At 72.0% G+C, this 17,202-nt stretch carries 20 protein-coding genes; 3 read left to right on the top strand and 17 right to left on the bottom strand.

Annotated elements, in window-relative coordinates:
- Positions 1-13: 13 nt before the first annotated feature.
- From BG418_RS06745 to BG418_RS06725, 5 genes are read right to left on the bottom strand one after another with little or no spacing between them, the layout of a single operon-like run.
- Positions 14-280 (bottom strand): acyl carrier protein, encoded by a 267-nt coding sequence (locus tag BG418_RS06745; protein ID WP_188272779.1) that lies wholly within the window; start codon positions 278-280, stop codon positions 14-16.
- On the bottom strand, positions 277-1,584 hold the full coding sequence (locus BG418_RS06740; RefSeq protein ID WP_188272778.1) for a ketosynthase chain-length factor: 1,308 nt from the start codon (positions 1,582-1,584) through the stop codon (positions 277-279). Before BG418_RS06740 ends, BG418_RS06745 begins: the two co-directional genes overlap by 4 nt.
- A complete protein-coding gene (locus BG418_RS06735; protein WP_188272777.1) occupies positions 1,581-2,840 on the bottom strand; it encodes a beta-ketoacyl-[acyl-carrier-protein] synthase family protein in 1,260 nt (419 codons plus the stop codon). The genes BG418_RS06740 and BG418_RS06735 overlap by 4 nt, the downstream gene beginning before the upstream one ends.
- A 28-nt stretch (positions 2,841-2,868) precedes the next feature.
- Entirely contained in the window at positions 2,869-3,126 is a 258-nt protein-coding gene (locus BG418_RS06730) for an acyl carrier protein (RefSeq protein ID WP_188272776.1), read from the bottom strand.
- A 44-nt stretch (positions 3,127-3,170) separates the two neighbouring features.
- Positions 3,171-3,311: a hypothetical protein gene (locus tag BG418_RS06725; protein WP_188272775.1), complete on the bottom strand. Its 141-nt coding sequence runs from the start codon at positions 3,309-3,311 to the stop codon at positions 3,171-3,173.
- Between the two features lie 50 nt (positions 3,312-3,361).
- On the opposite strand from BG418_RS06725, the gene BG418_RS06720 reads away from it, so the two are divergent.
- Together BG418_RS06720 and BG418_RS06715 are read left to right on the top strand one after the other, a co-directional pair.
- Positions 3,362-3,967: a class I SAM-dependent methyltransferase gene (locus tag BG418_RS06720; RefSeq protein ID WP_188272774.1), complete on the top strand. Its 606-nt coding sequence runs from the start codon at positions 3,362-3,364 to the stop codon at positions 3,965-3,967.
- A gap of 100 nt (positions 3,968-4,067) precedes the next feature.
- A complete protein-coding gene (locus BG418_RS06715) occupies positions 4,068-4,421 on the top strand; it encodes a DUF779 domain-containing protein (protein ID WP_188272773.1) in 354 nt (117 codons plus the stop codon).
- A gap of 15 nt (positions 4,422-4,436) precedes the next feature.
- On the opposite strand, the gene BG418_RS06710 is transcribed toward BG418_RS06715, so the two are convergent.
- The 12 genes from BG418_RS06710 to BG418_RS06655 all read right to left on the bottom strand — a co-directional run bounded on the left by BG418_RS06710 (position 4,437) and on the right by BG418_RS06655 (position 16,179).
- Positions 4,437-5,606 carry a winged helix DNA-binding domain-containing protein gene (locus BG418_RS06710; RefSeq protein ID WP_188272772.1) on the bottom strand — a complete coding sequence of 390 codons (1,170 nt, stop codon included), beginning with the start codon at positions 5,604-5,606 and terminating at the stop codon, positions 4,437-4,439.
- Complete coding sequence (locus BG418_RS06705; RefSeq protein WP_188272771.1) at positions 5,603-5,797, bottom strand: hypothetical protein; 195 nt, start codon at positions 5,795-5,797, stop codon at positions 5,603-5,605. Before BG418_RS06705 ends, BG418_RS06710 begins: the two co-directional genes overlap by 4 nt.
- Before the next feature lie 143 nt (positions 5,798-5,940).
- Positions 5,941-6,804 carry a phosphatidylinositol-specific phospholipase C/glycerophosphodiester phosphodiesterase family protein gene (locus BG418_RS06700; protein WP_188272770.1) on the bottom strand — a complete coding sequence of 288 codons (864 nt, stop codon included), beginning with the start codon at positions 6,802-6,804 and terminating at the stop codon, positions 5,941-5,943.
- 207 nt (positions 6,805-7,011) lie between these two features.
- Complete coding sequence (locus BG418_RS06695; RefSeq protein ID WP_188272769.1) at positions 7,012-7,662, bottom strand: ATP-binding cassette domain-containing protein; 651 nt, start codon at positions 7,660-7,662, stop codon at positions 7,012-7,014.
- Positions 7,655-8,566: an ABC transporter ATP-binding protein gene (locus tag BG418_RS06690; protein ID WP_188272817.1), complete on the bottom strand. Its 912-nt coding sequence runs from the start codon at positions 8,564-8,566 to the stop codon at positions 7,655-7,657. Before BG418_RS06690 ends, BG418_RS06695 begins: the two co-directional genes overlap by 8 nt.
- A gap of 41 nt (positions 8,567-8,607) precedes the next feature.
- Complete coding sequence (locus BG418_RS06685) at positions 8,608-9,492, bottom strand: ABC transporter permease (RefSeq protein ID WP_188272768.1); 885 nt, start codon at positions 9,490-9,492, stop codon at positions 8,608-8,610.
- Positions 9,485-10,450, bottom strand: coding sequence for an ABC transporter permease (locus BG418_RS06680; RefSeq protein ID WP_188272818.1), 966 nt, complete (start codon positions 10,448-10,450; stop codon positions 9,485-9,487). The genes BG418_RS06685 and BG418_RS06680 overlap by 8 nt, the downstream gene beginning before the upstream one ends.
- Positions 10,451-10,473: 23 nt before the next feature.
- Entirely contained in the window at positions 10,474-12,078 is a 1,605-nt protein-coding gene (locus tag BG418_RS06675; protein ID WP_188272767.1) for an ABC transporter substrate-binding protein, read from the bottom strand.
- A gap of 108 nt (positions 12,079-12,186) precedes the next feature.
- A complete protein-coding gene (locus BG418_RS06670) occupies positions 12,187-13,284 on the bottom strand; it encodes an acyl-CoA dehydrogenase family protein (protein WP_188272766.1) in 1,098 nt (365 codons plus the stop codon).
- Entirely contained in the window at positions 13,281-14,471 is a 1,191-nt protein-coding gene (locus tag BG418_RS06665; RefSeq protein WP_188272765.1) for an acyl-CoA dehydrogenase family protein, read from the bottom strand. The genes BG418_RS06670 and BG418_RS06665 overlap by 4 nt, the downstream gene beginning before the upstream one ends.
- Positions 14,468-15,436 carry an NADPH:quinone oxidoreductase family protein gene (locus BG418_RS06660; RefSeq protein WP_188272764.1) on the bottom strand — a complete coding sequence of 323 codons (969 nt, stop codon included), beginning with the start codon at positions 15,434-15,436 and terminating at the stop codon, positions 14,468-14,470. Before BG418_RS06660 ends, BG418_RS06665 begins: the two co-directional genes overlap by 4 nt.
- Positions 15,437-15,585: 149 nt before the next feature.
- A complete protein-coding gene (locus BG418_RS06655; RefSeq protein ID WP_188272763.1) occupies positions 15,586-16,179 on the bottom strand; it encodes a helix-turn-helix domain-containing protein in 594 nt (197 codons plus the stop codon).
- A 111-nt stretch (positions 16,180-16,290) separates the two neighbouring features.
- Between BG418_RS06655 and BG418_RS06650 the strand changes: the two genes are divergently transcribed.
- Complete coding sequence (locus BG418_RS06650; protein WP_188272762.1) at positions 16,291-17,199, top strand: SDR family oxidoreductase; 909 nt, start codon at positions 16,291-16,293, stop codon at positions 17,197-17,199.
- The last annotated feature ends 3 nt before the right edge of the window (positions 17,200-17,202 follow it).

Below are 17,202 nucleotides of genomic sequence, written 5' to 3'. Positions count from 1 at the left end.
CGTCGTCGTCCTCTCAGGCCGCGGCGGACAGGGTCTGGTTGACCAGCCGGAGGAAGGCACGCGGGGTGTCCGCGCCGGCCACGTCCTCGTCGCTCAGGTCGGCCCCATAGCGGCGGCCGACCTCCGCCGCGGTCTCCAGGACGGCGAGCGAGTCGTATCCGAGGTCGGTGAACAGGGCGTCGAGGGCTTCCTCGGTGAGGTCGGACTGCTCCTCCTCACCTGCGCATTCGACGAGGATGCGCTTGAGTTCGGTGAATGTCAGCTGGTGCAGGTCGCTCATGCGGGGGCCGCCTCTCGTGATCGCCGGTCGTTGTCCGGGTGCTCGGGCCGGTCCTGGGGTGCGGTGACCACCAGGGCCGCGTTGAATCCGCCGTGTCCCCGGGCCAGGACGAGCGCCGCGCGCACGCGGGCGTCCCGGGGTCCGCCCCGTACCAGGTCGAGGCGGTGGCCGGGGACGGGCCGCTCGACGTGGGCGGTCGGCGGGATCACCCCGTCGCGTACGGCGAGCAGCGCCGCCGCCACGTCCAGCGGCGGGCCGCCGCCCGCGAGCCGCCCGGTGAGGGTCTTGGGCGCGGTGACGGGAACGCCGTACGGGCCGAAGACGGACTCGATGGCGGCCGCCTCCGCGTCGTCGAGCGCGGGCACGCCTGCCGCGTCGGCGAACACCACGTCGATGTCGCCAGGACCGAGCCCGGCGTCGTCGAGCGCGAGGCGGGCCGCCCTGGCCAGCCCCGGCGGGCGGCCCGAGCCGGGGCGCGGGTCGAAGGTGGAAGCGTGGCCCGCGAGGCGCCCGTACACCTGGTGGGCGCCTCTGGCGCGGGCCTGTGCGGCGTCCTCGACGACGAGGATCGCGCCGCCCTCGCCGGGCACGTGTCCGGTGGCGGCCGCGTCGAAAGGCAGATAGGCGCGGCGCGGATCGCGGGAGCGCGTCAGGCGTCCGCTGGAATGGTGCGCCACGAACCCCCAGGGGTCGAGCGCGGACTCGACGCCTCCGGAGACCACGAGGGCCGAGCCCTTGCGCAGGGTGCGGCGGGCGTGGCCGAGGGCGTCGAGCCCGCCGGCCTGTTCGGCGACGAGGACGCTGCTGGGGCCGCGCAGCCCGTGACGTATCGAGATCTGGCCGGTGTTGGCGGCGTAGAACCATGCGAACGACTCGTAGACGCTGACGTGTTGCGGGCCCCGGGTCCACAGTTTGCGGATCTCGCGGTGGGTGAAGGCGAATCCGCCCGTGGCGTTGGACGTCACCACACCCGTGGCGTACTCGGGCAGTGCCGACGGGTCCGCGCCCGAGTCCTCCAGAGCCCAGTCGGCGGCCGCGAGAGCGAGCCGGGTGACGCGGTCCGTCTGGGGCAGCAGCCGCCCCGGCAGATACTCGGCCGCGTCGAAGCCGGTGATGAGTCCGGCCAGCGGCGAGGGATAGCGGGAGGCGTCGTAGTCGCGGACCGCCTGAATGCCGCTCTCGCCGCGCAGCGTCGCGCTCCACCACGCCTCGGTGCCCAGGCCGTTGGGGGCGACGATGCCGATACCGGTGACGACGGCCTCGGCGAGCTTCGCAGGCGCCTCCTGCGCGGACAACGCCGTCATGCCGCGCTCCGCGAGAGGATCATCGCGCTCTGGAATCCGCCGAACCCGCTGCCGACACTCAGTACGGTGTCGAGCGCCCGCTCGCGCGCCTCGTTCGGTACGTAGTCGAGGTCGCACTCCGGGTCCGCCTCGTGCAGGTTCGCGGTCGGCGGCACCACCGAGAACTCCATCGCGAGCGCGCAGGCGGCGATCTCGATCGAGCCGATCGCACCGAGCGAGTGCCCGACCATCGACTTGATGGAGCTGACCGGCGTCCGATAGGCGTGCTCGCCCAGGGCCCGTTTGAACGCGGCCGTCTCATGGCGGTCGTTCTGCTTGGTGCCCGAACCATGGGCGTTGATGTAGTCCACCGCGTCGCCCGGCAGCCGCGCCTCGGTGAGCGCCGCCGTGATCGCCTCGCTCATCTCGCGCCCGTCCGGCTTGAGCCCGGTCATGTGGTACGCGTTGCAGCGCGAGGCGTAGCCGGAGACCAGGCCGTATATGTGCGCGCCCCGGGCCCGGGCGTGTTCCAGCTCCTCCAGTACGAGCATGGCGGCGCCCTCGGCCAGGACGAAGCCGTCCCGGGTGCGGTCGAAGGGCCGGGAGGCGTGCTCCGGGTCCGAATTGCGCGGCGAGGTCGCCTTGATGGCGTCGAAGCAGGCGGCTGCGATGGGCGAGATCGGTGTGTCCGTACCGCCCGCGAGCATCACATCGGCGCGGCCCTCCGCGATGAGGTCGCGCGCGTACCCCACGGAGTCGAGCCCCGAGGTGCAGCCGGTGGAGACCACGGCGGCCGGGCCCTCGGCGCCCACCAGCGCCGCGACCTCGGCCGCCAGCGAACTGGGCACGAAGGCGTCGAAGAGATGCGGCGAGAGATACGAGCCGTCCACCTCCCACTGCCGCCCGCTGTCGCTGAGCACCAGATACTCGCGCTCCAGACTGGTGGTGCCCCCGACGGCGCTGCCCACGCTGACACCGACGCGCTCGGGGTCGAGCGCGGCGAACTCCAGACCGCTGTCGGCGAGGCACTCACGCGCGCTCACCACGGCGAACTGGGCGGCGCGGTCCAGCCGCCGGATCTCACGCGGCGAAAGCCCGTACCGCTCGGGGACGAAGTCCACTTCTGCCGCCATCTGGGAGCGGAAGCGGGTCGGATCGAAGAACGAGATGGTGCGGCTGGCCGACCGCCCGGAGATCAGCAGATCCCAGAACGCCTTCCGCCCGATACCTCCGGGGGCCACGACCCCGATGCCGGTGATGGCGACACTTCGGCTCACTGGAGCAACTCCTCGCAAGGCGTGGGGATCACCGGTCCGCCGGGATCCGGGTGGCTACGTAGGCGATGAGGGAACCCGGGGTCCGCAGTTCGTCGAGCGCCTCGTCCGGGATGGTGACGTGGTAGTCGTCCTGCACCCGCATGGCGATCTCGTACACGACGAGGGAGTCGTAGCCGAGGTCGCCGAACTCCGTCTCCAGGACCGACTCGTCCAGCGCGGCGGCGTCCGCCCCGTCGAAGCAGAGCTCCACGATCTTCCGGAATTCGGTGAGAGTGAACCCGCTCATAACGCACCTTCTGTCGATGGGCCCGTCCGATGTGCCCGTCACCGTCAGCGCGCGGCCTCGACCACCGGTCGAGCTCTGCTGGACGTACGGCTGAGGCGCGGGGTGCGCCGCGAGAGGTGGTCGGCGGGCTCCTCGACCGCGACGGCGCCGCTCTCCAGCGATCCTCTAGGTCCGGAAAAGACCATCCGACGCAGCTCTTCCCCCGTCTGCTCTCCATGGATTGGACGCCGACCAGATGAACTCTCTGCTCCTGCAGATCCTCGACCCGATCTTCGGCCGGCCGCGGGGCATACCCGGTCTGATCGGAGGCGCCATCATGTCGCGCGGCAACGCGGAACAGGAGGCGTGGGCGGTCGAGCACGCCGAGCTCGCCCCCGGGAAGCAGGTCCTGGAGATCGGCCCCGGCCCCGGGGTCGGGCTCGCGCTCGCCGCCGAGGCGGTCGCCCCCGGCGGCCGGGCGATCGGCGTCGACCCGTCCGACACCATGCGCGCCCTGGCCCGTGAACGCTGCGCCCTGCACCTGGCCACCGGCCATGCCACCCTGCGCGAGGGAACCGCGGACAGCACCGGCCTGCCCGACGCGTCGGTGGACTCGGCGATCTCCGTCAACAACGTGACCCTCTGGGACCGCCAGGCCGCCTACAAGGAACTCCAGCGCGTGCTGCGCCCCGGCGGTGTCCTGGTGATCGTCCACCACCGCCACACCATGAACACCAGCCCCGAACAACTCCACGACGAACTCGTCGAGGCGGGCTTCGCGGACGTCACCCTCGACGTACGCGGCCGCACCCTCAACCGCGCGGCGGTGGGCATCCTGGCCCGCCGCGCGGCGACGGCCTGAGCCCGGGCATCACTGCAACGTCCCCGCAACCCCCCACCTGCTTACCTGACTTGGGCGGTCACGTGCCCCCCGTACTCGCCTACCGAAGGGCGTGGTGCCCATGTCCGAGACTCACGCGCGGGTGGAGTTGACGCCCGCGGCCGCCGAGCTGGTGCGGCGGCTGCGGGCGGTCCACGGTCCGCTGATGTTCCATCAGTCGGGCGGCTGCTGCGACGGCAGCGCGCCCATGTGCTACCCGGACGGCGAGTTCCGTACGGGCGGCTCGGATGTACTCCTCGAATCGCTGCACGTCGACGGGGTCGAGGAGCCCGTCTCCTTCTGGATCTCGGCGAGCCAGCAGGAGGTGTGGCAGCACACCCGGCTGATCGTCGACGTGGTGGAGGGACGCGGCAGCGGGTTCTCGCTCGAAGCGCCGGAAGGGGTGCGGTTCCTGATCCGGTCCCGGCTGATCTGACGCCTCCGATCGGCCCTACGCCGAGAGCCGCCGCTCCAGTGGGGTGCGGAAGCTCGGGCGGATGCGTACGTCCCCGAAGAACTCCGCCATCCGGGCGGCCTCGGCGTCGACGGCCCGGCGTGCTGCGGCGCCCACATCCGTGAACACCTCCGTGACGATCTCACCGTCCGGGCGCTGCGCCCAGCCGCCGACGATACGGCCGTTCCACCACACCGAGGGGCCGATGTTGCCGGTCTTGTCGAAGAGTTCGGCCTTGTGGTCGGTGTCGAGGTACCAGTCGCGGTGGCGCCAGCCCATCGGGGTCGGGTCGAGGGCGGGGAGCAGCGCGGCCCAGGGCTCGGGCGCGGGCGGCGCGTCCAGCTGGTGGGGCAGGACATGGCCGGGGCCCTCGTCCAGGTCGACGGCCACCGCGTCGGTGCCGGCCAGGGCCTTGCGGGTCTCGGTCAGCGTCCAGCCCGTCCACCACTTCACGTCCTCGGTGGTGGCCGGTCCGAACGCGTCGAGGTAGCGGGCGACCAGCTCGGTCCTGGCCTCGTCGACGGGGAGGTCGGGGTGCGGCTCGGCGACCGTCCAGCGGAACTGGCTGGAGGCCCAACTGCCGAGCGGGCGGCCGCGCCGGATAAGGCCCTCGGCGGCCAGCACACCGAGGAAGCGGCTCGTGATGCGCGGCCTCGCCTCGTACGGCTTGCCCTCGGCCATGACGATCTGACGCTGCAAGTCGGGGACGTCGTGGGCCACTTGGGACGCCGTCGCCTCGCCCCGGGCCGTAAGCGCCGCCAGCACGGCCTCCTGGGTGGCGGCGAACCACTTGCCGTCGAGGCCCAGTTGCTCCTCGATCACCTTCGCCAGGTTCTTGCGCTCCCGGACGGCGACGGACCGGGCGGCCGCCGCGTCCGCCACCGGGGCGAACGCCGTCGGCAGCACGAACATCGTGCGGCGCATGCACAGCATCCGTACCAGCGAGTGGTCCTCGTACAGAGCGCGCTCCAGCTCCGCGACGGACGCGGTCCTCATACGGGCGGCCACGGACAGATAGACCGTGGCGGGGTCGGTGGCGTGCAGCGCCACCAGCGCGTCCGCGACCGCCTCCGGGGTGTCCGCCCGGGTCCCGGGGGTGAGCAGATGGCGGGGACCGAGGCGGGCGCGGCGCGCCTCGGCGGTGATCTTCTGTCGGGCAGCTGTCACGGTCTGAGGCTACCGACCACGCTCGCGGTGGCGTTCAGGCCCTCCTGGATGGTCGGCGCCATGCTCGTACCGGCGAGGAAGAAGCCGAGCAGCACACAGACCATGGCGTGCGACGCCTTGAGGCCGCCGCTGCGCAGAAAGATCACCGCCAGCACCACGAGCAACAGCACCACCGAGATCGAAATGGCCATGGCCAACCTCCTCCACCGCGCCGGAATTGCGGCATTCGGCGGCCAGTGTGGCGGAGGAGGTGGACGGGCCGGGCGTATGGCGTGTCCGCCGTACGGGTGTTGACTGCGGGTGACGTGAGGCGCGGGAGGCGGCTGCGGACCGGCTACTCGCCGTGGGCGCGCAGGAACGTTTCCAGGCCCGCGAGGTCGTCGGTGTTGATGTAGTCGACGTCGGCCGCGAGCAGTTCGCTCCACAGGGCGTCCCGCTCGGGCCCGGCGAGGTCGGGGGTCGCCCAGAACCGTACGCGCTGGCGGTGCGCATGGGCCTGCGCCACGATCGCGTGCAGCTTCTGCCGCTCGGCAGGCGGGAACGGGCCCGCGCCGACCCAGCTGAAGCTCTCCGTCCAGTTGCTGCTGATGAGCGGGATGAAGTCGGCGGTCGCGGCCGTGCCGAGGTCGTCGAGCCGTCCGTCGTAGAAGGCGAGGCGCGACTTCTGCGCCTCCATGGGCACGCGGGCGGCCCGGTCGCCGGAGATGACCGGCGTGACGGCCCCGAGGCGGGTGCGGCCGTGCGCGTAGCTGCTGAGCATCCGGCGGTACGGCCGCAGGCGCCGGTCCAGCTCCTCGTAGCAGGCCGCGCCGTCGGCCTTGATGTCGACGAGCAGTTGTACGGAGTGGTGGTAACCGCGATACACCGAGCCGTGGTTGGCCCGGACGCGGGCGAGCATCGGGTCGAGGTAGAGCTTTTCGAGCGTACGGGTGGGGTCGAGCTGGGTCGGGTCGTGGGCCACCAGCAACTGTCCGTCGACCAGGAAGATGTCGGCCTCGACGCTGGTGAACCCGTGCGCGAGGGCGTCGAAGAGGGGGTGCGGGTGCTCGTAGTCGTTGTGTGCGTGGGTCCTGCGCAGCGGTCTGGGCCCGGTGGGGCGGCCGGTCCGCTCGGCCGCCGACGCGGCGGGCGCGATGGCGGCTCCGGCGGCGGCCGCGGCCAGGGCGGCGACGGCACTGCGGCGGGTCAGTCGAGCCATGAGGTCTCTCCCGGGGGTGATGGGACGAGGGACGGCGGGACTCGACCGAGTATGGGGGCGGGGTGGGGCGGATCGGCAGGGCCGTTCGCAGAGTTGGCCGGTTGTTCCGCGCCCCTTTAGGGGCGCGGGGAACTGCGCGAGCAACCCAGCACGATCCGCAGCCGAAACACCACACCACAGCAGCGCACTCGTGTGACTGAAGTGACGTTACAGCTCAGCCCATCCGGCCGTACGGTCGCACCACCGGTCCAGCAGTGCCCGGTCATGCCCGACCGCCAGCAACGACGCGCCCGACACCGTCCGGTAGCGCTCGACCACCGCCACCAGCGCCGCCGTCGTCGACGCGTCCAGCATCGCCGTCATCTCGTCGCAGACCAGCAGCCGGGGCCGCAGGACCAGGGCGCGGGCCAGGCACGCGCGCTGGAGCTGGCCGTCGCTGACCTCGTGGGGGCGGCGGTTGAGCAGGTCGCCGCCGAGGCCGACCATCTCCGCCAGCTCGTCCACCCGTTCGCGGACCTCGATCTGGCGGCCGGTCGCCCGCAGCGGCTCGGCGACGATCTCGCGCAGCCGAAGCCGAGGGTCGGCGGCGAGGCGGGGCGACTGGAAGACGACCCCCACGGCCGTGCGCAGCTCGCGCGGCGCGCGATGGCGCCAGCCGGTGACGAGCACGCCGTCGAGTGTCACCGTGCCCCCGTCGGGGCGGTGCAGCAGCGCCGCGACCCGGGCCAGCGTGGACTTTCCGCAGCCGCTGGGGCCGAGCAGTCCGACCGCCTCGCCCGGGGCGATGCCGAGGCTGACCGACCGTACGACCGGCTCGCCGCGCTCGTACCCGGCGGTGATGTTCTTCAGGTCAAGCACGGCCGGGCTCCTCCAGGTGGTGACAGGCGACCCGGCCGTCGAACGGCGGCGGGGTGCCGCACCGACCGGTGGCCCGTTCGCAGCGGGGCGCGAACGCACAGCCCGCCGGCAGGTCGCCCAGCTCGGGCGGCATGCCCGCGATGGGCGTGAACGCCCGTTCCGGCAGCGCGTCGAGCAGACTTCGAGCATACGGGTGGCGGGGTCCGGTCCCACCGAAATACGAGGCCGCGTCGGCGAGTTCGACGACGCGCCCGGCGTACATCACAGCGACCCGGTCGGCGATCCGCTCGGCCGCCGCCAGATCATGGGTGATCATCAGCAGCGCCCGGCCGTCGTCGGCGCAGCGGCGCAGCTCGTCGGCCGTGCGCTCCACCAGGTCACGGTCGAGCCCGGTCGTCGGCTCGTCGGCGAGCAGCAGCGGCGCGTCCCCGATCAGCGCCATGGCGGTCGCGGCGCGCTGGGCGAGCCCGCCGGAGAGCTCGTGCGGATGGCGGTCGAGGTGCCCGAGCGGGAACGCGGCCCGCTCGGCGGCCGCCTCGGTGGCGGCGCGCAGCTCACGTCTCGGTGTGCCCTGCAACTCCCGCAGGGTTTCGGCCAGTTGGGCTCGAACCGTCCGTACGGGGGTGAGGTGGGCGGCCGGGCTCTGGGGTACGAGGGCGACGCGGCGCCCGCGTACCGTACGCGCGAGCGTGCGCTCGTCGGCGGTGAGCAGGTCGATGGGGTCGCCGCCGCCGTGCAGGACCGCGCTGCCCGCCGTCTCGGCGTTGCCCGGGAGCAGTCCGAGCAGGGCCGAGGCGAGGACGGACTTGCCGCAGCCGCTCTCGCCGACCAGGGCCAGACACTCCCCCGCCGCGAGATCGAACGACGCGTCGGTGACGGCGGCGACATGGCGGCCGCCACGCATCCGGAAGCGCACGTACAAACCACGTACGGAAAGAACGGCATTCACAGCGTCAGCTCCGATCGGCGGCGCGGGTTGAGTCTTTCCCGCCAGGCGCCGGCCAAGCCCGCGACGGCGAGCGTGGGCACGATCAGCAGCAGGCCGGGGAAGAGCGTCGGCCACCAGTCGCCCGCGAGCAGCGAGCCGCGCGCCGACTGGACGAGGTTGCCGAGGCTGGCCTGGTGGCTGGGCAGGCCGAGGCCGAGGAAGGAGAGCGCCGACTCGTGCCACATCGCGTGCGGCACCATCAGCACCGCCGCCAGCCCGGCCTGCGGCAGCACGCCCGGGAGCAGATGGCGGACCGTCACCCGCAGCCGGGAGGCGCCGCCGGAGATCGCCGCGTCGATGTAGGGGCGCGAGCGCAGCGAGAGGATCTCGGCGCGGACGATACGGGCGGTGGAGAGCCAGTGCGTCACCGCGACCGACGCGATCACCGGCCATACGCCGGGCCGGAACATCGCCACCACGAAGATGCCGAGGAGCAGATGCGGCACCGACGAGAAGACGTCGACGAGCCGCATCACCAGCCGGTCGGTCCAGCCGCCCAGCGCCGCGGCGACCGCGCCCACGACCGTGCCGACGACGGTGGCGACCAGCGCGGCCACCACCCCGACGAGCAGCGAGATCCGCAGCCCGTACACACAGCGAAGCAGCAGGTCACGGCCCACGTCGTCGGTGCCGAACGGGTGCTCCCAGGACGGCGGAAGCAGTTTCTGCGAGAGGTCGACGGCCTGCTGGTCGAGGTGCACCAACGGCGGCACCACCAGCACGGCGAGCACCGCCGCAAGGGCGATCACGGCCGAGGAACACATCCGCAGGGTCCGGGTGGAGCGGCGCGTGCGTCCGCGTGAACGCCAGACGGGTTCCGTGGGGTGAGCGACGTCAGCCATCGAATCCCACCCTCGGATCGGCGAGCCCGTACAGGAGATCGGAGAGCAGGTTGCCGATCAGCACGGCCGCCGTGGCGAGCACGGTCAGCGCGGCGAGCAGCGGAAAGTCCACGGAGGTCGCGGCCTGAACGGTGGCTGCGGCGATGCCCGGCCAGCTGAAGACCGTCTCGACCAGCAGCGCGCCGGTGATGAGTTCGGGCACCCGCGAACCGACGAGGGTGAGCATCGGCAGCATCCCGGAGCGCAGGGCGTGGCCGAGCAGGACGGTCCGCTCGCTCAGCCCACGCGCGCGTGCCCCGCGCACGGGGTCCTCTTCGAGCGCGTCGGCGACGCCCTGACGTACGTACAAGTAGAACCAGGGCAGTTGGGAGACGCCGAGGACGGCGGCGGGCAGGACGAGGTGGCTCGCCACCTGATCGAAAGTGATCGTGTCGCTCGCCGTATCGGTCAGCCCTCCGGCGGGCAGCACGTCCAGCTTGAGCGCGAAGAACCAGATCGCGAGCAGCCCGAGCCAGAAGGCGGGCGCGGCTTCCAGGGTGTACGCGAGGGAGCTGACGCAGCGGTCGAGCCAGCCGCCCGAGCGGCGGGCGGCGAGCACGCCGAGGCCGGTGCCGAGGACGATCGCGACGAGGAAGGCGGTGGCGGCGAGCAGCACGGACCAGCCGAGGCGTTCGCCGATGACGTCGGCGACGGGCTGACGCAGCACGCTGGAGTCGCCGAGGTCGCCCGTGAGGGCGGCGGTCAGCCAGTCCCACCAGCGGGTGACCAGCGGCTGGTCGACGCCGAGGTTGGCGCGCAGCTGGTCGAGGTTCTGCTGCGAGGCGGTGAGCCCGGCTGTGCCCGCGTAGGCCTTGACCGGGTCGAAGGGCGAGGCCGCGGCGACGGCGAAGACACCGAAGGTCACCACGAGCAGGACGGGGGCGGCGAACAGGGTCCGCCGCCCCGCCATCCGTGCCATCGGCCCCCAGGGGAGGCGGCGGCTCACTTCTTCGGCGCCCAGGTCTCGACGTTCCACCACGGGCCGGAGGCGAGGCCGTGGTCGTGCGGCTCGGTCTGGGTGGAGAGCCCGTCCCAGCGGTCGTTCACGACGTAGAGGTGGTCGATGTGGGTGAGGAAGGTGTAGCCGGGGTTCTTCACGAGCTCGCGCTGGATGCTGTCGTACGCACGCTTGCGCGCGGCGGTGTCCCCGCTCTTGCGGCCGTCGTCGAGCGCCTTGTCGACGGCCGGGTTGGCGTAGGACGCCATGTTGTTGAAGCCGTCGCCCGCGAGCGCGGAGTTGAGCAGCGCGTACTGGTCGAAGTCGGGGTCGCCGGGCGAGCCGCCGCCCGCGAGGACCGCGTCCTGCTTCATCCTGGGCTCGATGACCTCCCAGGTGCCGGCCTGGGTGGTGATGGCGATGCCCGCCTTCTTGGCGTCCGAGGCGTAGGCGAGGGCGTGGTCCTGACGGAGCTTGTCGCCGGAGAGGTACCAGAGCGGGAACGCGGCGCGCGTGCCGTCCTTCTCGCGGATGCCGTCGGCGCCGGGCTTCCAGCCCGCGTCGTCGAGGATCTTCTTCGCCTTCGCCAGGTCGTACGGCCGCTCGGTGCCCTCGGCGAACCAGGGGCTGCCGGTCGGCACCGGCCCGTAGGCGGGCTTGCCGGCGCCGTCCAGGATCTTGTCGACCATGGCCTTGCGGTCGACGGCGAGGTCGAGCGCGCGGCGCACGGCGGTGTCGCCGGTGACCTTGTTGCCGCTCGGCAGGGTCACGTTGCGGTAGTCGTAGGTCTTCGCGGTGTGGGTCTTCTTGTGCTTGTCCTTCGCGAAGCCCTCGGCGAGGTTGGGCGGCAGGATCGCCCCGTCGAGGTCGCCGGAGCGCAGCCGGGTCGCGCGTACGTCGTCGTCCTTGACGATCGCCATGGTGAACTTCTTCACCTTGGGCGCGCCGCCCCAGTACGAGGGGTTGGCCTGGAACGTGATCTTCTCGTTCCGGGACCACTTGACCAGCGTGTACGGGCCGGTGCCGACCGGCGCCGAGGAGAAGGCGCCGCTGTTGACGTCCTGCCTGCTCGCGACATGCTCGGGCACGATCGGCAGCACGGTGCGCTGCGCGAACGGCGCGTACGGGTACTTGAGCGTGAAGACCACCGTGTCGTCGCCGCCGGCACGGACCTCCTTGACGGCGTCGAGCTCGCCCTTGGAGGGGTTGTTGGTCTTCGCGTCGAGGAGGGTCGTGTAGGTGTAGACGACGTCCTTGGCGGTGAACGGCTGCCCGTCGCTGAACTTCACGCCCTTGCGGAGCTTGTACGTGTAGGTCAGCCGGTCGGCGCTCACCTCGGGCAGCGCGACGGCGAGCGCGGGCTTCAGCCGCATCTCCGCGTCCTGCGTGAGCAGCCCGTCGAAGATCTTGGAGTTGCCGTCCTTGCCGTAGCCGAGGAGCGGGCTCAGGGTCTCGGGCTCGTACGCGATGCCCACGACCGCCGAGTCCTTGGCGCCGCTCCCCCGGCCGCCACCGGGATTCGAGCAGGCGGCCACGGCGACGGCCAGCACGGTGGCCAGCGCCGCGGCACCCGCCCCTCGCCTCGCTCCACGGATCGAACGGGCGACCATTCCCCACACCCCTTGTTGAAGATCAACTGTTATTGCGAACTGCTCGCAACAGCTCGCACTTTAAACAGTCCGCAAAGGGGCGGTCAAAAACGGGACACTCGTCGCAGGTTATGCAGGTCCGGGCAGCCCCACGATCCCGGCGACGGCCGCCCGGTGCTCACCGGCCGAACCCAGCGCGAGCTGGGCCGACTTGGCGCGCTTGAGATACAGATGCGCGGGGTGCTCCCACGTCATCCCGATCCCGCCGTGCAGCTGCACACACTCCTCGGCAGCCCGCACCGCGACGCCCGAGCAGTACGCCTGCGCCACCGCCACGGCGAGCGGCGCGTCCGGGCTGCCGGTCGCCAGCGCGTCGGCGGCGTTGCGGGCGGCGGCCCGCGCGGAGACGACCTCCAGCCACAGCTGCGCCATCCGGTGCTTCAGCGCCTGGAAGGAGCCGACGGGCCGGTTGAACTGCTTACGGTCCCGGGTGTACGCGACGGACTCCGTCAGGCACCACTCCGCGACCCCCAACTGCTCGGAGGCGAGCAGCCCGGCCCCCGCGAGCAGCCCGCGCCGCACGGCAGCCCGTCCCGTCTCCGCGTCGGCGAGCAGCGTGCCGCGCGCACCGTCGAACGTCACCGTGGCCAGCGGCCGGGTGAGGTCGAGCGGAACGAGCGGCGCGATGACCGCATCGTGTGCCTCGACGGCGTACAGCCCCTGGCCGGTCGGCACGAGCAGCACATCGGCGGTGGCCGCGTCGGCGACCCCCGACACCATTCCGTCGAGCCCACCGCTCAACCTCAGCGAGTCGGGCCCGTACGCGAACGGCACGGCGAGCGCGGCGGTCCGGCGCCCGGACGCCAACTCCTTTACCAGCCCGGCGACTTCACCACTCGACGTGTCCAGGGCGAGCAGCGTCTCAGTCGCGATGACCGCGCTGGTGAGATACGGGACCGGGGCGACGGTCCGGCCGATCTCCTCCAGGACCACGGCCGCCTCGCGGTGTCCGGCGCCCTGGCCGCCCAGCTTCTCCGGCACCAGAAGCCCGGCGAGCCCCATGTCGGCGCCGAGTGACTGCCACAGCCCCTGGTCGTACGGGGTGTCGGACTCGGCGCGGGCGAGCGCTGACGGCGTGTCCATGCGGTCGGCGAGCAGCGAGCGGACGGCGGCCCGGAGGTCTTCCTCGGCCTCGGAGTACAGCAGGTCGGGGGCGCTCTCGCTCATCGGGCCAGATCCTTCCAGGCGATGTCCTTGTCGTTGCGCGGCTCGGCGGGCAGCCCCAGGACGCGCTCGGCGACGATGTTCAGCAGTACCTCGCTGGTGCCGCCCTCGATGGAGTTGCCCTTCGAGCGCAGATAGCGGTATCCGGCGTCGCGGCCGGTGAAGTCGACGAGCTCGGGGCGGCGCATGGTCCAGTCCGAGTACAACAGGCCCTCGCCGCCGAGGAGTTCGACCTCAAGGCCGCTGATCTCCTGGTTGAGCCGGGCGAAGGCGAGCTTCATGCCGGAGCCCTCGGGACCGGGCTGGCCCGCCACCAACTGCTGGCGCAGCCGCTCACCGGTGAGCCGGGCGACCTCGGCCTCGACCCAGAGGGTGAGGAGGCGCTGGTGGAGATCGTGGGTGCGCAGCTCAGGGCGCTCGCGCCAGGTCTTCGCGACCGGCCCGATCATCCCGCCCTCGCGCGGGAGACGCATGCCGCCGATGGAGACCCGCTCGTTCATCAGCGTGGTCTGGGCGACCTTCCAGCCCTCCCCGATCCCGCCGAGACGATGGGCGTCGGGGATGCGGACATCGGTGAGGAAGACCTCGTTGAACTCGGCCTCGCCGGTGATCTGGCGCAGCGGGCGCACCTCGACACCGGGGTCGGTCATGTCGCAGACGAAGTAGCTGATGCCCTGGTGCTTGGGCAGCTCGGGGTCGGTGCGGGCGATCAGGATGGCCCACCGGGCGAGATGGGCACTGGAGGTCCACACCTTCTGCCCGTTGACGATCCAGTCGTCGCCTTCACGTACGGCCCGGGTGCCCAGCGCGGCCAGGTCGGATCCGGCGCCGGGCTCGCTGAAGAGCTGGCACCACACCTCCTCGCCGACCCACAGCGGCCGCAGGAACCGCTGCCTCTGCTCGTCCGTCCCGTACTTGAGGATCGTGGGCGCGGCCATGCCGAGGCCGATCCCGATGCGGCGCGGGTCGTTGTCGGGCGCGCCCGCCGCCGCCAGCTCGGCGTCGACGACGCTCTGCAGCGAGCGCGGCGCCCCGAGCCCGCCGAGGCCGACCGGGTAGTGCACCCAGGCGAGCCCGGCGTCGAAACGGGCCTTGAGGAAGTCGATGGTCTCGGTGGTGGCGGGCGGGTGCGCTGCCAGCAACTCCCGTGTACGCGAGCGCAGTTCGTCGGCGTCGTACTGCTCGCTCATCGGCCGGCTCCGTCCGGGACCACGACCACCCGGCCGGTGGTGGTGCCGTCGGCGACCCGCTGCACGGCGGCGGCAGCGTCCGCCATCGGCACACGCTCGCTGATCAGCGGCTTGACGGCGCCCTTGGTGGCGAGCTCGGTCAGCTGCTCGTGGCAGCGCAGGATCGACGCCGGGTCCTTCTGCGCGTACAGGCCCCAGTGCAGACCGACGATCGAGTAGTTCTTCACCAGCGCGTGGTTGAGGGCGGGCGCCGGGATGGTGCCGCTGGCGAAGCCGACGACCAGGATCCGGCCCTCGAAGGCCACGCACTTGGCGGACTTGGCGTACGCGTCGCCGCCGACGGGGTCGTAGATGACATCGGCGCCGCGTCCGCCGGTGGCCTCCTTCACGGCGGCCACGATGTCGTCGGTTCGCCGGTCGATGACCAGGTCACACCCCAACTCCCGTGCGATCGCGGCCTTTTCGGCCCCGCCGACCACACCGATGACCTTGGCCCCGGCAGCCTTGCCGAGCTGGACGGCCGCGCTGCCGACGCCCCCGGCGGCGGCGTGCACGAGCAGCGTCTCGCCCGCCTGGAGGTTCGCCCGGCGGTGCAGCCCGAACATGCCGGTCTGGTAGCCGATGTGCAGGGCGGCGGCCTCGGTGTCGTCCAGCGCGTCGGGCGCGGGCAGCAGCGCCGCCGCGTCGGCGACCACGTACTCGGCGAGCCCGCCGAACGGCAGCACGGGGTTGGCGATGACCCGCCGCCCGTCCTCGGTCTCGCCGCAGATCTCCACGCCCGGCGTGAAGGGCAGCGGGGGCTTGATCTGGTACTGCCCCCGGCAGAGCAGCGCGTCCGGGAAGTTGATGTTCGCGGCACGCACCTTGAGCAGGACCTGCCCCGGTCCCGGCGTGGGCGGCTCGACGTCTTCGAGGCGCATCACCTCGCCCGGCTCGCCGTTCTCGTGCACTCGCCATGCCTGCATTCGGAGCCTCCACGCGCTGTAGGCGGTACCGCTGCGTACCCTTGCTCAGCGGCATACTAAGCGGTCGCTTGCCACTGAGGGAACAGGTGACGGCGATCGGGGCGAGGATCAGCCACGCGGGTGGCCGGGAGAGCGCTGGGACCGCGCGGTCACGGCTGTTTCGGTCGCGCCCGTACGTGCATCCGCTCGCCCTGCGGACCGAACAGGCTCAGATACTCCACCGGCGCGTCCCCGGCGGGCCCGAACCAGTGCGGCAGCCGCGTGTCGAACTCCGCCGCCTCGCCCGCCGCCAGCACCACATCATGCTCGGCGAGCACCAGCCGCAGCCGTCCCGCCAGCACATACAGCCACTCGTACCCCTCATGGATCCTCGGCTCGGGCTGCCCGCCAAAGCCTCGATCGACCACCTTGTACGCCTGGAGCCCGCCCGGCTGGCGGGTGAGCGGCACCATGCTCTTGCTCCCCCGCACGATCGGCTTGGCCCGCACCCGGGGATCCCCCACCGGCGGCGCGCCCACCAGATCGTCGAGCGGCACCTGATGGGCCCGGGCGATCGGCAGCAGCAGCTCCAGACTGGGCCGCCGGTGTCCCGACTCCAGCCGGGACAGCGTGGACACGGAGATCCCGGTGGCCGCCGACAGATCCCCGAGCGTGGCCCCACGGTCTTTACGGATCCGCCGCAGCCGGGGCCCCACCTCGTTCAGTACGTCGTCGAGTTCCCGCTCCTCATCCATACGTTCCATTGCAGAATCGGCAAGCCCGGTTGTCAACCCGGCATGTCATCGAATCTGCATCGGCCTTCGCGCGCGGCACGGCCATGGCGTTTTCGACCCTCGCCCGATAGGCATGCCGCCATGACGGACGAGAGTACGCACTCCGCACTGCCCGGCCTCCCCTCCCCTCCCCCGCCGGGCACCCGCGCACTGCCGCCGGGCACGTACGACGGGACCGTGGTCCTGGTCACCGGCGGCGGCTCCGGCCTCGGCAAGGCGATCTCGGCCGAATTCGCCCGGCTCGGCGCGGAGTTGGTGATCGTGGGGCGTACCCAGGAGCGGCTGAAGGCGGCACGAGAGGAACTGGCGGCTCTCGGTGGCCAAGTGGTGACGGCGGTGTGCGACATCCGACAGCCGGAGCAGATCGGCGAGGCCTTCGACGAGGCCGAGCGGACGGTCGGCCTGCCGACCGTCCTCGTCAACAACGCCGCCGCCAACTTCCCTTCCCCCGCTGAAGACCTGTCCCCCAATGCCTGGCGTGTGGTCGTCGACATCACGCTGACCGGGACCTGGTTCATGACCCGGGAGTTCGGCCGCCGCCATCTCGCGGCGGGGACGCCCGGTTCGGTGATCAACGTGGGGGCGTCCTACGCCTGGACCGGCGGTCCGGGGCACGCCCACTCGGCGGCAGCGAAGGCCGGGGTGCGCAATCTGGTGGAGACGTTGGCGGTGGAGTGGGGACCGTATGGCATCCAGGTCAACGGTCTCATCCCGGGTCTCTTCCCACACCCGGACCTCCCGGACGCGATCCGCGCCGGACTCGACACGGCCGAGGCATCCGGAGAACTCGCCGCCCGCCAGCCCGCGTTACGGGTCGGCCAGCCCCATGAGCTCGGCTGGGCGGCGACCTTCCTCGCCTCCCCGTACGCACGTTTCATCAGCAGTCACACCTTGGTGGTGGACGGCGCGAACTGGCAGCGGCGGACAGTGGTGGCGGCGCCGATGCGGACCGTACGGGAGCAGTTGGACAGAGGTCCATTCGAGGCTTGAGAT

It is taken from the genome of Streptomyces sp. CBMA152, from assembly GCF_014596475.1.
Classification (GTDB): domain Bacteria; phylum Actinomycetota; class Actinomycetes; order Streptomycetales; family Streptomycetaceae; genus Streptomyces.
This window is presented reverse-complemented; position numbering and strand designations above follow the sequence as displayed.

Bases quoted from the DNA above. Each gene is read 5' to 3' on its own strand.
- BG418_RS06650 (WP_188272762.1), top strand. From the start codon at position 16,291: ATGACGGACGAGAGTACGCACTCCGCACTGCCCGGCCTCCCCTCCCCT.
- BG418_RS06705 (WP_188272771.1), bottom strand. From the start codon at position 5,797: ATGGCCATTTCGATCTCGGTGGTGCTGTTGCTCGTGGTGCTGGCGGTG.
- BG418_RS06690 (WP_188272817.1), bottom strand. From the start codon at position 8,566: ATGCGTGGCGGCCGCCATGTCGCCGCCGTCACCGACGCGTCGTTCGAT.
- BG418_RS06655 (WP_188272763.1), bottom strand. From the start codon at position 16,179: ATGGAACGTATGGATGAGGAGCGGGAACTCGACGACGTACTGAACGAG.
- BG418_RS06740 (WP_188272778.1), bottom strand. From the start codon at position 1,584: ATGACGGCGTTGTCCGCGCAGGAGGCGCCTGCGAAGCTCGCCGAGGCC.
- BG418_RS06670 (WP_188272766.1), bottom strand. From the start codon at position 13,284: ATGAGCGAGAGCGCCCCCGACCTGCTGTACTCCGAGGCCGAGGAAGAC.
- BG418_RS06680 (WP_188272818.1), bottom strand. From the start codon at position 10,450: ATGGCACGGATGGCGGGGCGGCGGACCCTGTTCGCCGCCCCCGTCCTG.
- BG418_RS06700 (WP_188272770.1), bottom strand. From the start codon at position 6,804: ATGGCTCGACTGACCCGCCGCAGTGCCGTCGCCGCCCTGGCCGCGGCC.
- BG418_RS06685 (WP_188272768.1), bottom strand. From the start codon at position 9,492: ATGGCTGACGTCGCTCACCCCACGGAACCCGTCTGGCGTTCACGCGGA.
- BG418_RS06720 (WP_188272774.1), top strand. From the start codon at position 3,362: ATGAACTCTCTGCTCCTGCAGATCCTCGACCCGATCTTCGGCCGGCCG.
- BG418_RS06725 (WP_188272775.1), bottom strand. From the start codon at position 3,311: ATGGTCTTTTCCGGACCTAGAGGATCGCTGGAGAGCGGCGCCGTCGCG.
- BG418_RS06730 (WP_188272776.1), bottom strand. From the start codon at position 3,126: ATGAGCGGGTTCACTCTCACCGAATTCCGGAAGATCGTGGAGCTCTGC.
- BG418_RS06675 (WP_188272767.1), bottom strand. From the start codon at position 12,078: ATGGTCGCCCGTTCGATCCGTGGAGCGAGGCGAGGGGCGGGTGCCGCG.
- BG418_RS06665 (WP_188272765.1), bottom strand. From the start codon at position 14,471: ATGAGCGAGCAGTACGACGCCGACGAACTGCGCTCGCGTACACGGGAG.
- BG418_RS06745 (WP_188272779.1), bottom strand. From the start codon at position 280: ATGAGCGACCTGCACCAGCTGACATTCACCGAACTCAAGCGCATCCTC.
- BG418_RS06715 (WP_188272773.1), top strand. From the start codon at position 4,068: ATGTCCGAGACTCACGCGCGGGTGGAGTTGACGCCCGCGGCCGCCGAG.
- BG418_RS06660 (WP_188272764.1), bottom strand. From the start codon at position 15,436: ATGCAGGCATGGCGAGTGCACGAGAACGGCGAGCCGGGCGAGGTGATG.